The organism is Paenibacillus wenxiniae (assembly GCF_039822605.1).
GTDB lineage: Bacteria > Bacillota > Bacilli > Paenibacillales > Paenibacillaceae > Saccharibacillus > Saccharibacillus wenxiniae.
The window spans coordinates 275,853-290,515 of record NZ_JBCGUH010000005.1 but is presented as its reverse complement, the minus strand read 5'-3'; the positions used below and the strand labels follow the sequence as shown (position 1 = coordinate 290,515).

Annotated in this window: 9 protein-coding genes; 7 read left to right on the top strand and 2 right to left on the bottom strand. The window is 46.8% G+C overall.

Going from position 1 to position 14,663, the window contains the following annotated elements:
- Window positions 1-320: 320 nt before the first annotated feature.
- The 3 genes from AAHF22_RS11935 (at window position 321) to AAHF22_RS11925 (ending at window position 4,545) form a co-directional block, all read left to right on the top strand.
- Window positions 321-2,603 (top strand): ATP-dependent DNA helicase, encoded by a 2,283-nt coding sequence (locus tag AAHF22_RS11935; protein ID WP_347325230.1) that lies wholly within the window; start codon window positions 321-323, stop codon window positions 2,601-2,603.
- A 440-nt stretch (window positions 2,604-3,043) separates the two neighbouring features.
- On the top strand, window positions 3,044-3,457 hold the full coding sequence (locus tag AAHF22_RS11930) for a DnaJ family domain-containing protein (RefSeq protein WP_347325229.1): 414 nt from the start codon (window positions 3,044-3,046) through the stop codon (window positions 3,455-3,457).
- A 185-nt stretch (window positions 3,458-3,642) separates the two neighbouring features.
- Window positions 3,643-4,545, top strand: coding sequence for an alpha/beta hydrolase fold domain-containing protein (locus AAHF22_RS11925; RefSeq protein WP_347325228.1), 903 nt, complete (start codon window positions 3,643-3,645; stop codon window positions 4,543-4,545).
- A gap of 168 nt (window positions 4,546-4,713) precedes the next feature.
- Here the strand turns inward: AAHF22_RS11925 and AAHF22_RS11920 are convergent, their stop codons facing one another.
- Window positions 4,714-7,341 carry an S-layer homology domain-containing protein gene (locus tag AAHF22_RS11920; RefSeq protein WP_347325227.1) on the bottom strand — a complete coding sequence of 876 codons (2,628 nt, stop codon included), beginning with the start codon at window positions 7,339-7,341 and terminating at the stop codon, window positions 4,714-4,716.
- A gap of 381 nt (window positions 7,342-7,722) precedes the next feature.
- On the opposite strand from AAHF22_RS11920, the gene AAHF22_RS11915 reads away from it, so the two are divergent.
- The 4 genes from AAHF22_RS11915 to AAHF22_RS11900 all read left to right on the top strand — a co-directional run bounded on the left by AAHF22_RS11915 (window position 7,723) and on the right by AAHF22_RS11900 (window position 13,408).
- Window positions 7,723-8,226: a MarR family winged helix-turn-helix transcriptional regulator gene (locus AAHF22_RS11915; protein WP_347325226.1), complete on the top strand. Its 504-nt coding sequence runs from the start codon at window positions 7,723-7,725 to the stop codon at window positions 8,224-8,226.
- Window positions 8,219-10,018 (top strand): ABC transporter ATP-binding protein, encoded by a 1,800-nt coding sequence (locus AAHF22_RS11910; protein ID WP_347325225.1) that lies wholly within the window; start codon window positions 8,219-8,221, stop codon window positions 10,016-10,018. The genes AAHF22_RS11915 and AAHF22_RS11910 overlap by 8 nt, the downstream gene beginning before the upstream one ends.
- The gene (locus AAHF22_RS11905; RefSeq protein ID WP_347325224.1) at window positions 10,015-12,075 is read left to right on the top strand and encodes an ABC transporter ATP-binding protein; all 2,061 of its coding nucleotides are present in this window, start codon (window positions 10,015-10,017) and stop codon (window positions 12,073-12,075) included. The genes AAHF22_RS11910 and AAHF22_RS11905 overlap by 4 nt, the downstream gene beginning before the upstream one ends.
- Before the next feature lie 922 nt (window positions 12,076-12,997).
- Window positions 12,998-13,408, top strand: coding sequence for a hypothetical protein (locus tag AAHF22_RS11900; RefSeq protein ID WP_347325223.1), 411 nt, complete (start codon window positions 12,998-13,000; stop codon window positions 13,406-13,408).
- A gap of 112 nt (window positions 13,409-13,520) precedes the next feature.
- Here AAHF22_RS11900 and AAHF22_RS11895 read toward each other — a convergent pair whose 3' ends face one another.
- Complete coding sequence (locus tag AAHF22_RS11895) at window positions 13,521-14,282, bottom strand: DNA-3-methyladenine glycosylase family protein (protein WP_347325222.1); 762 nt, start codon at window positions 14,280-14,282, stop codon at window positions 13,521-13,523.
- Window positions 14,283-14,663: the final 381 nt, after the last annotated feature.

Sequence of the window (14,663 nt, the reverse complement as noted above, 5' to 3'; positions counted from 1 at the left end):
ATGAGGCAATAAAGAAATTTATATTAGGTTGTGAAATTCCTTAAGCAAGCTTGTATAGATTTGAGCAGCATTTCAATGCGAGAATCTCGGTAATCTATAATTCCATTCTACTGCATAGATTGCTGTGCAAGACGGGAGGGAATCCGTCCCTTATTCCTTGCTGGAGTGATTGAAGCACCCAACATATACGTTTGCTGCATCTGATAGGATAATCAGAATAAAGCTACACAGACACGTATAGAGGCAGATATAGATACAAATACAGATACAAATATAGATACAAAACAGCTACACATATAGAGAAAAGGCAGGTGAAGGTCATGACGACCATAATCGATATTCCAGTGCGTCCGCTGGTGGAATATGTGTATCGGAGCGGCAGCATCGAATCTGGCTTTCGCGTAGCACAAACGATGCAGGAAGGCACACGTATTCATAAGCAAGTGCAGGAAGGATACGGTGAAGAGGGCGAAAAGGAAGTGCATCTACGGATTGAAATTCCGCTACGTGACCTGTTATTTCGGATCGAAGGACGCTGCGATGGGCTATGGACGGATGAGTCTGGATTGTTAACGGTGGATGAGATCAAGTCCACCTCCATTACAGCAGAGGATATCGGAGATGGGCGTGAAGTACACTGGGCACAGGCGCAAATGTATGGGCATATGTTAGCCGAGCAACGCGAATTGGAGCAGGTGCGGATTCAGCTCACCTATGTGCACAAAAGTAGCGGCAAAGAAACGAAGCTGGAGCGGATTCGCACCCGTCAGGAGCTACATGACTTTGCGATGGATACGCTGGAGCAATATGCACCCTACGCGGAGATGCTGGCAGAGCATCGCAGGCGTCGGAATGATAGCATCGAAGGACTGCTTTTTCCATTTGCCGGATACCGTTCGGGTCAGCGACAGTTCGCTGGTGCGGTGTACAAGACGATTGGTGAGCAGGTGAATCTGTTCGCTGAAGCGCCTACCGGAACGGGCAAGACGATCTCCACCTTATTTCCTGCGATCAAAAGTATCGGCAATGAACGTGCCGAACGATTGATGTACATTACTGCCAAAACGGTCACCCGTGCCAATGCCGAAGATGCCCTCCAGCGTATGCAGCAAAATGGACTGCATTTGCACGGCGTGACCATTACTGCAAAAGATAAAGTTTGCTTCTGTACAGCTGAGGGTGGAAGTGGACGTGAAAGCTGCGCCTACACCGATGGCTATTACGACCGGATTAATGAAGCGATTCTCGATATGTTAACGAACGAAACGCTCATGAATCGTGATGTGATCGAGCGTTATGCGCAAAAGCATACCGTTTGTCCGTTTGAACTGTCACTGGACGCTTCCTACGCTTCCGATGCGGTCATTTGCGACTACAACTATGTGTTCGATCCGCGCGTATCCCTCAAGCGTTTAACCGACGATCAGCGTAAAAGTACGGTACTGCTCGTCGATGAGGCACATAATCTGGTCGACCGTGGACGCGGGATGTTTTCCGCCCAGCTAAATAAAGCCGCCTTTCTCGATCTGAAACGGGATTACCAGCATAGTTCGGAGCCGTTGTCCAAAATTGCGGGTGCGATCAATGCGTATTTTATCCGGCTACGCAAGCAGATGGGTGAGGAGAAGATGATTAGTCGCAGTGAAGCGCCCGAAGATATTTTCAAACTACTAGAAGAATTCACAATTCGCGCAGAGACTACATTGTTGGAACAGGGGGATAGCGGCGACACAGAGCAGCTGCTGGAAACGTATTTTGCTGCACAGGCCTTTTTGCGGATTGGACGGTTGTACGATATGGAGAGCCATATTACCTATGTAGAGCAGGATGGCAGTGAAGTGCTGCTGCGTATGTTCTGTATCGATCCATCGCTACAGCTGCGTCAGACGGCTAAAGGATATCGCTCGGTCGTTCATTTCTCGGCTACATTATCCCCGATCCGGTATTACCGCGATATGCTCGGTGCCGCAGAGGACGATTACAATATTTCGATTCCGTCGCCGTTTTCAAAAGAGCAATTAGAGGTACGTATCGTGCCACTGTCTACGCGCTATCGAGATCGGGAACGCACCCGACAGGAACTGGCACAATTACTCGCGGAGCTGGTCAATGAGCGTCAGGGTAACTATCTTGCTTTTTTTCCATCGTATCAATATATGCGCGATGTGTTAGAAGCATTTGAAGCGCTGGAGCCGAATACAGATATACTGGTTCAGCAATCGAGTATGGCTGAGGAAGAACGAGACCGATTTCTGGCCGCATTTCGTCCGGATAATGAGCGCACATTAACCGGATTCGCTGTAATGGGCGGTATTTTCAGTGAAGGTGTCGATCTGGCAGGTGACCGACTCACCGGCGTAATCATCGTCGGTGTCGGCTTACCGCAGATCGGTCCCGAACGCGAATTAATTCGCGAACATTTCAGCCGTGGCGGACATAGCGGGTATAATTATGCCTACGTATATCCGGGGATGAACAAAGTGCTGCAAGCCGGTGGACGATTGATCCGTACTGAACAGGATCACGGTCTGCTGATGTTAGTCGACGATCGTTTCCTGCAAAATCCATATGCTCAGTTACTACCGCCAGAGTGGAAAGATTGAGGATTATGGGTTAGTCGGTAAGAGTTAAGGATTGAAGATGATGGGTGAGGGATTGAAGATCGAAGATTGAGGATGGCGAAGAGGATAAGCTGAGGAAGTAAAATAAGAAGTACAATCAATGGAAGCTGACAGACAGAAATTGTTGTTCAAATAAGCATAAAGCGCAATACAAAAGGACTGACGAAGCTGTAGCTAGCTATAGTCAGTCTTTTTAATATGTGCCAGCCAATAAGAGAAAGAACGAATGATCCTCCTTACACATTCAAACCAATCGTTCCATAAACGTAATGGGGATGGAACAGAATATATTACATAATTTCAAGAAAAGTTAATTTTTTAAAGGGATTTCTACCTTCCCATTCGAAATATACAATATCCTCCTTCACTGTAAACGCCGACGACGTCATGATTCTAACGCCATACGAAAGGTGGAATATGAAATGAACTATAACGATAAACCAACCGAGCCGCTCACACCGAAAAAGCTCGGTTCGGCCAATCACCTGGATGATATTTTCAATGATTATGCATCCAAAGGTGGGATGGATAACCTAAAAGGAACAGGCAAGCCGCTTGATGTGCCGGATGGCGATGTGTTAAACTCCGTGCTCAAAACAGCGAATTACCTGCCACCGTGGTTAGAGCTGCAAAAGCAAATTCGGGCGGGTATGAAAGATCTGATTGAACACATGGACGATAATCCTGCTCATACGACTACAGGCAAATGGGAAGCGCAGATCGAAGAACTAAACGGTCAGATTAAAAAGTATAATCGTAGCGTCCCTAATCCACTGCTGCAAAAAGGTTTTGTTTCTGCGGAAAACATCAAGCTGAAATACGAGCAATGGGAATAGATAGGATCATCATCCAGTACATCGAACAAGACGACCACGACGCAGCATAGAGGGGATACGAATTGTTCAAACTTCAAACCTGTCTATGAATGTCTACCATTCAATCCTTTATTGAAACGGCAAATAAACGATGTGCGCTAACAATGCCACAAACAAAAGATTGGCGATAAAGGAGAGTTTTGATAATGGACATGAGAATGATGGAAGAGAAATTACAGGAGTTAAAACAACGCAAAGCTCTTTTAAATGATGAAAATAATCTTCCTATGATTATTGAACAGATTCGAATTCAAAATGAGCAGCCTTATGAATTACCAGCAGATATTAATGCAAATAGAGGTTTTGAGAAAGAGACGATATATGACATAGATACCTATATCCTCAAGGGAGAAGGCTATCCATCTGGCAAACATATCTTTTATCTTCACGGTGGAGCGTATGTATCTCAGCCTTTAGATGAGCACTGGTTATTTTTGCAGCATGTTGCCAAACAAACAGGCGCCACGATCACGGTTCCTATTTATCCGAAAGCACCTAATTACCAATATCAAGAATCGTTTGATAAGGTGACGGCTATATTTACACAATTGCTTGGCAAGATCAATCCAGATCAAATTGTTTTGATGGGCGATTCTGCCGGGGCAGGATTTGCTTTAGCATTGGCACAGCTATTCAAAGAAAAAGGAATACCACAGCCAGGTAATATAATATTAATGTCACCCTGGCTCGATGTTTCGATGTCCAACCCTGACATTTCAGCACTGGAGAGCGTTGATCCGATGCTAGGCACTCCATTTTTGGTGGCAGCGGCAAAGGCATATGCAGGTGGGACGGATTTAACCGATCCTTTGTTAAGTCCAATCTATGGAAGCATCGAAGGATTAGGAAAAATCACATTATTTGTTGGCACGCATGAGTTGTTTTTAGCTGATTGCCGAAAATTCAAAGATATGGCGGAGCAGCAAGGTATAGACATCAATTATTATGAATATCCGAATATGATTCATGTATTTCCTGTCATCCCTGCACCTTTGCCAGAAGTTGAACAAGCGAAGAAAGAAATCGTGGATATTATAAATAGCATATAACTATATTAATTGTGCTCGGTGACACAATATGCTAATCGATAAAATAACATGAAAAATCCCCTTATCCACTCCATCAATCTGGCGCTTATTAGACGCTTATGATGGTTTACGATAAGGGGATTTATTTTATCTATGATTTTACTCCAATCGCGGTATTCGTTCCAAACGTTACTCCGAAGCTTTACTAATTGCGGCATACGCCCAGTGCTGCGGAGTTACATCGGCCCAGTTGCTTGAGCCTTTGACCGATTCAGGTGGTGTATTGGTCTGAATACGATTCAACACCGTTACGATCTCAGCACGCGTAACCGGTTGGTTTGGATAAAATTGGCCGTCCGGGAAGCCTTTCATCAGGCCAGCAGCGACAACTTTGTTAATGTCCGAAGCTGCCCAGTTGCCGGGTATATCGTTCGCAGCGGAAGTGGAAGCGTTGGTGCTGTCCAACTCTTTCCAGCGTGCGATCAGTGAAGCAAGCTCAGCGCGTGTCAATGCTTGTCCGGGTTGGAATGTGCCATCTGGATAACCTTTCATCCAGCCCTGTTGCTGTACAAGTCCAATGCCGGAAGCAGCCCAGTAGGCGTTTGGAATATCTTTGAAATCCAGCTCACCTGTTGTCTGGGTGTTGCTACCGATCAGGCGATCCAGCATTACAGCTAGCTCGGCACGTGTAACTTTTTGCTCAGGACGGAATGTGCCATCCTGGTAGCCTTGAATATAGCCTTTATTTGAGCTTTTGGAACTTACAGTGCTTGCAGGTGTAGCGTTTGTTTTGCTCGTTTTTGTAGCAGGAGCTGTCGTTCCAGCTGGTGCTACGATTGGAGCAGATGTAGCTGCGCTATCGGTGACGATATCGTCCAATCTGGAAGCGCCTGCGCCATTACTTCCACTACCGCCGCTAATGAGCACCGGAATTGTTGTCAATGGATCGACAGGTAGCTCTGGCAGGAATGGGAATGTGATTGTCAGCGGTGGTGCTACCAGTGGCAAGTACGTATCGTCTGCTGGTGTAGTTGGTGTGGTCGATACGACAGGTGTCGCTGCTACGACATGGTTGTTATCGCCAGTAGTGGATGGCTCTGAGCCTGTTGGTGCTAGTTGCTCTGAGCCTATAAGTGGATTCGATGTAAACTCATCTGTATTTTTCTGTGGTGCAGTTGGATCAGAAACCGATGCAGGTTCAGGCTCAGCTTGCAGGCTTGCCGGAATGACTTGAACTGTATACGTTTTGCTCTGACCACTCGGTGAGGTCACTTTTAGCGCCACATCAGTCAGATCATCGGTCAATGGTGCTGTATAGATGAAGCTGTGTGTGCCATACACTTGATCGGTAACGGTTACGCCGTCAATAGACAGTGTCGCATCTGGATCATATACGCTAGCTTGCACAGTAATGGCACTTGCGTCCGCATTCATAGTGGCATGGTACATCGTTACATCTGGCTTGAAGTTCGGTTGCAGCGTTCCATTTTCAAGTGATAAGGATGTAAGCTCCGTGCTACTTTCCGGTGCATGAGCACGGATCGTAAATGTTTTTTCCAGTGTGCCGCCCTGTGGTCCGGTTACACGGATACGTACCGGATAGCTGGATACACCGCGCACAAGTGAAGCAGCGGTCACCAGTCGATTGTTCTCAATGTCAAAGTAGCTATTTGCTTCGCTGCCTTCGCCAGTAACAAGGCTATAAATAAAGCTGTCTTCTGGATTAGCACTTGTTGCTGTCAGCAGGCCTGCGCTGGCACCTGGCTTCATATCCCATGTCAGATCATCGCCAGACAGGACAAGGTCGGTTGGGATATCTTCTGGTGCAGTCTGGTAGTCCGCATGAATAGCGGCAAGTGCAGCATTCATATTCGGGTTTACACTACTGTAAAAGACTAGCTCCGTCGATTCGCCTGGCTTCAGATTGCCCGCATTAAAAGTCAATGTCAGCCAATCATCGGCAAGCTTCGCATCCGTCCGCTGTGCTCTCTCTGCTTTGAACGCAGGCGCGCTATACGGATCACGGCTATAGCCTACAGAAGCCTGTGCACGAGGATCACTGGCTACATACATAAACACATGATCACTAGCGCTACCCATAGCAATGGCAATCGCATCGGCATCATAAGGTGGGTTGGAAGGAACCCAGTTGATTGTGCTGTTGTCGTTGTTTAGATCGGCATCCATATCGGGATCGAGGAAGCGCATATAGTGAACATCGTAGACCGAGTTAGTCACGCTGGGGTTAGTAAGAGTAATGGTCGTTTTATAGAAGGAATCGCCTGGTTTGAATGAGATCGTTTGATTAACTCCGAGGGCTTGATCACAAGTTTTCCCGACCGTGCGGGCAGCGAGCAGATCATCGGTGGAGATATTTTGGGTCGTGCTGGGGATATCGATATTGCCATTTTGCTGTTCATTGATAAAGCTTTTGGGGCTGGCGTCTGACGGGGTTTGCTTGTAGCCGACGATAAAGCCTTCCGATGGACTGCCTGGCAGGACGTAATCGCCACTGCTCATATCCTTGCCGGTATTATAACCATCACTGTCGGTGTTCAGGCCAATACTTTTACGCAATGAACCGGGATGGAAACCGCCCGGACTTGCGGTAGATGTACCCAGTGTGCCACTTTCTGTAATGCCTAGCTCCAAGTATTGTCCGCCAAGATACGTATCCTGACCAACCTGTTCGTGACGTGCAGTGATTTCTGCCGCATAGATGTGAGCTGAAGGGAGCAATAACAGAACGGCGAGCCAGCCGCATACGCTAGTTTTGACGGATCGACGCCAGGGCGAACGCAGGCTGTTGGTTTTCATATTGGATTGACCTCCTTTAATCTGTACGAGGTTTGCATGCTGCTGCAAATCCTCTCTATATACTTATCGTAAATCTGAAGAGATTTTTAACATTTTTAGGATAAAAAAATACTCAAAAACGTAAAAAAGAACATTTCTTAACAAAAAATTAACAATTTTAATATCCAGTGGTAAATTAAAAGCAATCCGTTATGAAAATATACGAAATGAAACGTCTTAATTTATAAGAATAGGCTTAAAATACGCGAAAGTAGTGGTATTATAATAGATAATGATTGACAAAGAATTACTTCAAGTTATAAAATTAGATAACCTAATAAATAGTCATGCTAAATAATAGTTTGCTTACACAAAATGTGATTGAATCTCGGGGTGAAAAATGTGGAAGATGTAAAATTTGAAGGAATATCGCCAATGGGCGAGGAACTGCTGCGAGCGTTCCGTTTGTTTCGTAAAGCGGATTGGCGGCAGAAGCCTGTAGCTGGTCATAAGCCAAGTGAAATTATGGCTTTGATCTGTATTGGCAATCAGGAAGATTGCAAAAGCTGTGGCATTCAGGTTTCCGAGCTTAGCCGTATGCTTCGCGTGACGTCTCCCACTGTAACGCAATTGATTAAAGGTATGGAAAATGACGGCCTGGTTGAGCGCAATATGGACCCGAGCGATCGCCGTGCTGTTCGCGTCACATTAACCGATAAAGGCGAAGCCATTATGGATCAATCGCTGTCCGTATTCAAAAGCTCTTTTGAAGGGCTTGTCGATTATTTGGGAGAAGAAGATAGTCGGAAGCTGGCACAACTGCTTGGACGTGTATATGAATATTTTGAAGAGCGAGTATTTGAACCGCTGGAGCCTACCCACAAAGGGGATGGTCAACATGACTAGGATGCTCCGTCTACTGCGGCCTTATTATGGGGTCGCAGTTTTTATTCTATTGCTGACTTTTTTGCAAACGATGTCAGAGCTGTTTTTACCTACATTAATGGCTGATATTGTAGATACGGGGATCGCACATGGCAATACACCGTACATTTGGCGTATCGGCTCGTATATGCTTCTTTTTGCTGCGCTCGGCATGGTGTGCTCCATTACAGCCAGCTATTTCTCTGCGCGTGTAGCGCTCGGGTTTGGACGCGATTTGCGTAGTCGGGTGTTTTCGCATGTGGAGCATTTTTCGCTGCAAGAATTTGATCGGATCGGTACCGCGTCGCTTATTACACGGACGACTAACGATATTACGCAATTACAGCAAGTGTTGACGATGATGCTGCGGATGATGTTGATGGCACCGCTGATGATGCTGGGCGGTATTATTATGGCGGTATCGAAGCAGGCGCAATTGTCGCTGATCTTTATCGTGGTCATTCCAGTGCTGGGACTCACGATCTGGCTGATCGGACGACGTGGATTCCCTCTATTCAAAGCACAGCAGAAAAAGCTGGATCGCTTGAATATGGTCATTCGGGAAAATTTGACCGGGATTCGTGTTATTCGTGCCTTTAACCGTGATCGTTATGAAAATGTACGCTTTGACGGTGCCAGCCGTGATCTGGCGGATACGGCGATCCGTGTGAATAAATTGATGGCGCTAATGATGCCGATGATGATGTTGATTTTGGACATATCGATCATTTGTATCGTGGGCTTTGGTAGTTTTCAGATTAGCTATGGGCATATGCAGGTAGGCGATCTGATGGCATTTGTACAGTATGCAACACAGATTTTGTTTTCCTTTTTGATGTTGTCGATGATCTTTATTATGATTCCGCGTGCTTCGGCATCGGCGGCGCGTGTCAATGAAGTGCTGGACATGCAGCCGGATATCGTTGATCCGGTCGATTCTGTGTCTGGATCAAGCTCAAATGCAGCGGGAACGGTAGGCATGGAGTTGCAAGCTAGTCATGCAGATCAGGCGAAAAGCAGTTCTCAGCGCGATGTGGTGTTAGCGTTTGATGAAGTCGAGTTTTATTATCCAGGTGCGGAACAGCCGGCGTTAAAACGGATTTCCTTTCAAGCGCGTCGTGGTGAAGTGACGGCGATTATTGGCGGTACCGGATCAGGCAAATCGACGCTGGTCAATCTGATTCCACGCTTTTACGATGTGAGTGCTGGCGCGATTCGATTGAATGGACATGATGTACGTCAGCTGACGCAGGAACGACTGCGCGAAGGGATCGGTTATGTGCCGCAAAAGGCACTGCTGTTTACCGGCACCGTAGCGGATAATATTCGCTATGGTAAACCGGATGCTTCGCAGGAGCAACTGGTGCATGCCGCTCGGATTGCCCAGGCAGATGAATTCATTTCACGGATGCCGGAAGGCTACGATTCCGAAATTGCGCAGGGCGGCTCCAATGTGTCAGGTGGTCAGAAGCAGCGTCTGTCGATTGCACGCGCATTAGTACGGCAGCCAGAGCTGTATATTTTCGATGATAGCTTCTCGGCGCTCGACTTCAAAACCGATGCCCGACTGCGCGCAGCCTTAAAACAGGAAACGGTGAATGCTACCGTGCTGATGGTTGCACAGCGTGTGAGTACAGTTCGTGATGCCGATCAGATTATCGTACTGGATGAAGGCGAGATTGCCGGCATCGGTACACACCATGAATTAATGCAAACTAGCGATGTGTATCGTGAGATCGTATCGTCACAGCTGTCGGAGGAGGAGAGCGCATGAGTAACGATAACAATCGCAGACCCTCCGGACGTCCGCCAGGCGGTGGCCCGATGGGTGGCCCTCCAGGTATGGGCATGAGATTGCCAGGTGAGAAGCCGAAAAATTTCAAGGCTACGCTCAGACGATTAGTACGCTATCTGCGTCCGTATCGGCTACACTTGCTTGGCGTATTAATCGCAGCATTACTGAGTACGTTATTTTCTATCTTTTCGCCGCGTGTGCTCGGTATGGCGACAGATGAGCTATTTAACAGCGTAAGCGGTGGGCGAGCGATTCGGTTCCACTATATTTTCGAGCTGCTCGGTATATTGGGTGGACTGTATCTGTTTAGCGCCTTATTTTCGTATATTCAGCAATACTGGATGGCATCGGTGACGCAAAATACAGTGTACGAGATGCGCCGTGAAATTAAGCAAAAGCTGACGCGTTTACCGCTAAGCTATTATGATCGTCACAGCCACGGTGAAGTGCTGAGCCGGGTAACAAATGATGTGGACAATATTAGCACCACACTCCAGCAAAGTTTGACGCAGATGATCACGTCTGCCGTAACACTTGTTGGGGTAATTATTATGATGCTCACGCTCAGTCCTTTGCTCACGCTAATCACAGTGCTGACGATTCCGCTCAGTCTGATCGTGACGATCTTTGTAGCACGCCGCTCGCAAAAGCATTTTGCCGGACAGCAGGCGGCGCTCGGTCAATTAAATGGACATGTAGAAGAAATGTATACCGGCCATCAGATTGTGAAAGCATTTGGACGTGAAAAGGAAGCGCTGCATACATTTGATGAAATGAATGAAAAGCTATACAACTCCGGTTGGCGTGCGCAATTCATTTCGGGAACGATTATGCCGCTGATGAGTTTTGTGAGTAATATCGGTTATGTGCTGATCTGCGTAGTCGGCGGCATCATGGTCACACGCGGCAGTATCGGGATTGGTGGTATTCAGGCATTTATCCAATATGCTCGCCAATTTTCCCAGCCGATCACACAGCTGGCGAATATCTCGAATATTATCCAGTCGGCGATCGCTTCGGCAGAGCGGGTATTTGAAGTGCTGGATGAGCAGGAGGAACAGCAGCCTGCGTTGGGTGAAGGTACAAGTGCGGTAGCTGTAGGATCAACTGTAGGAACTGAGCAAGCACAGGGCAAAAGGGCTACGTCGAAAGCGAAACGCGCCAGTATACAGTCATCCGGCGCGGAGTTTGCCCATGCACAATCTGAAAGGGAGACTGCGGTTACCGATGTGAACGCTGGCTTCAAACAGGCAGCAGAACCACAATGGGGCAATGTATCTGCTCTGTCTCGTGTGCGTGGCGATGTTACGTTTGAACATGTGCAATTTGGCTATAAGCCGGATCAATTGCTCATTGGCGATATGAATATTCAAGTTCATGCTGGACAGACGGTGGCTATTGTTGGGCCGACTGGTGCAGGCAAAACAACGCTCATCAATTTGCTGATGCGCTTTTACGAGTTAAATGGCGGCGTGATCCGTATCGATGGACGCGATATTACGGAAATGGCACGCGGCGAGTTGCGAAGTTTATTCGGGATGGTATTGCAGGATACATGGCTATTTGGCGGTACGATTCGCGATAATATCGCGTATGGACGCGAAGGGGCGACCGAACAGCAGATCGTGCAAGCAGCGGAAGCGGCGCGAGCGGATCATTTTATCCGTACATTGCCAGAAGGATATGATACCGTACTGAATGAAGAAGCGTCTAACATTTCACAGGGGCAAAAGCAATTGCTAACGATCGCACGCGCGATTCTAGCTGATCCGTCGATTCTTATTCTGGACGAAGCGACAAGTAGCGTAGACACCCGCACTGAAGTGTTGATCCAGCAAGCGATGAATGAATTGATGCAAGATCGCACGAGCTTTGTCATTGCTCACCGCTTATCCACGATCCGCGGCGCGGATCTGATTCTGGTCATGAATCACGGCGAAGTGATCGAGCAGGGGACGCATGATCAGTTGCTGGAGCAGAATGGTTTTTATGCTGATTTGTATAATAGTCAGTTTGCTGACGAGGTGGCTGGGTGAGGTATGGGGGCGTGTTTGTGCTATATGATCTGAACGGTTGAATGTGCAAGTTCGAGTTCAATTTCAAGTTGAAAGTTCAGTTTAAATTTAAATTGAGCTTGATCCGAAAGATTGAGCTTGATTCGAATTTGATCTGAACGGTTGAGCTTGATTCGGAAAAATTCTGGCTTACGTAAGGCATCATAGTTGTTTAAACCTTTCTTGTTATTGAGCGTCTCGATATCCTTTTGATGTTAAGCAACAAGCACTCAGGCAAGGAATAAGGAGAACAGACTCCGGTGGAAGGTGGGAATCTACGGATTGGGCTTAAATGTAGATTCCCCCCTCCAAATCTGTAATATACTTTACTTCGCAAAAATCGCTTTTTATTGAACCCGTGTTGTGTTAGGAAGGCGATACCATTATGAGTCGTCCCTCCACTTCGTTCCTTTTCTCAAGTTGCAATGAAAAATGCGGCAAGTTAGCTGCACAAGCTCAAACTGCTATACCATGTACTAAAGTTAGCTGCACAAGCTCAAACTGCTATACCATGTACTAAAGTACCTCCACTACATATGTATTACAGCCACATTAGATTGGCATATCAATCGCACGCATACTCATACCAGCACGTAGCGGAAGGTAGAGAACGATGCCAAAAGACCGACCTTTAAGCCGGAATCCGTCTACTTTCCCCCATTCAAAGGATTCCGGCTTAACCGGAGGTCGCTGGCATGTTCTCTGCCTGGAGCGGATGCTGCACTATACTGAGGCAACTTAAAGCCAGCCAAGAGCCAAGCACTTAATGAGTTTTTAAAGGACTTTAAGAAAATTAAAGATCATTCAGGATCATTTAAGAACATTTAGGAGTATTTAAGAGAATTTAAAAGCATTTAAAAGCACTCAAAGTATTTAAAAGCATATACAAAAGGAGACCCAAACTATGAGCGAACAAGAGCATCCAGGCAGCACGATTCCATACGGACAGCGGAATATCCATGTGTATTCGTTAGGGCATTCGCTCTATCCGCTGGATTGGGAATTGTGTTTTGATGAGGTAGAAGAATACAAAACGAAGCTGAAACGTAAATATGATGAGTCTCAAGGAAAGTATACGCATTGTATTGGCGAATTGGATGTATTGTATCGAGAGATTGACGGACTGCTGGCACTGGCGCTTGCTGATGCTGGAGCAGTGGAAACGTCTGCTGTGCTGCGTTGTCCGCCGATGATAATGGCTTTGCCCCGTGGGGATGTTAGCGGTGGCGCGGATTTTGCGATTATAGTCAAGCTGGAAAAGGATGGAGAGACGCTTGTGTATTCTCCGTTGCCACTTCACTATTTAACGAGGTGAATGGTTAGTTTACCTCGTGATATGTAGATTTGTACGATATCCAGCGATCATGATATGAAGTAGTCAGGTGTAAAGCGATATCGATTGAATCGTTTGTACTCTCCAGCGCTGTTCACGATGGTGGATCAGATGGCTGCTTACTAGCTGTATCCATAACTGGATCAATAGTTGTATTAGCTGTATCCACGCTAGCAAAGTCAGCTAACTTATGACCAGAATCGACCCAGCCAATATTGATCGCTTCCCACAAATAAATCGATGCAGCGGTCGGATAAGCGCTCCAGTTCAGCTCATGCTGCTGCGTATATTTCCCATCCTCGCGTTCCTCCATCTCATGCAGCCAGCGCGCTGCACGCTGTAAACCCGCGTCGCCATGCGATAAAATGCCGGTACGTCCCAGGCTGAAAATAAGAAACATTTCCGCTGTCCAGCGTCCGATCCCTTTGACGGCAACAAGGGCTTGCAGCACCTCTTCATCGGAAAGCTCATCCAAACGATCCAGCGGCAGTAATCCCGCTTGCACATGATGGCACAGATCGCGAATATAGCGAATTTTGAACATCGATACACCGACTGCACGCAGTTGTTCATCACTAAATTGATCCAGCGTCGCTGGACTCACCTGTTCTTCGCATAGCTCTACCACACGCTTCCAGATCGTTGCGGCTGCTTTCACCGATAACTGCTGCGAAATAATCGACGACACCAGCGACACAAACGGATCACTGCGCAGCGGAATTTCCAGCGGCCCAATCTGCTTAATGAGCTGCCCCAGTACCGGATCTGCCTGAACTAACGCACGTATCGCTGCGCTATCTGGCGCAAGCTGCAAATGAGTCGGGCGCGGCAATGAATTTGAATCTGAATTCGACATGGATGTTTCCTCCTTATGAATGCTATGTACATACCGATTGTTCAGAAGATCGAATCGACGATATAACATGATAGGCTATCATGCTTTTTTTTGAATTAGGATCGCATGTCTTTTTAAATAATATCTTATTATTTTGGAACATCGGGAATCTGTCTTCATTTCTAATCGCTAGATTTTCGATGTTTTACTTGAGTTCGTCCCCTTATTGTTGGCTGGAGGAGTTCATGCTGAACAGCATGTAGTTTAACCATTATAACAAAAGAAGCTTCTTCTCATCTGGAGAAAAAGCTTCTTTATCGTGAATCAGATTAACCCTTTATTGGGTTATGGGTAATAAGGTATACATTATACAAGCTTGCTCGGTACCGATAAGGCTAGCAC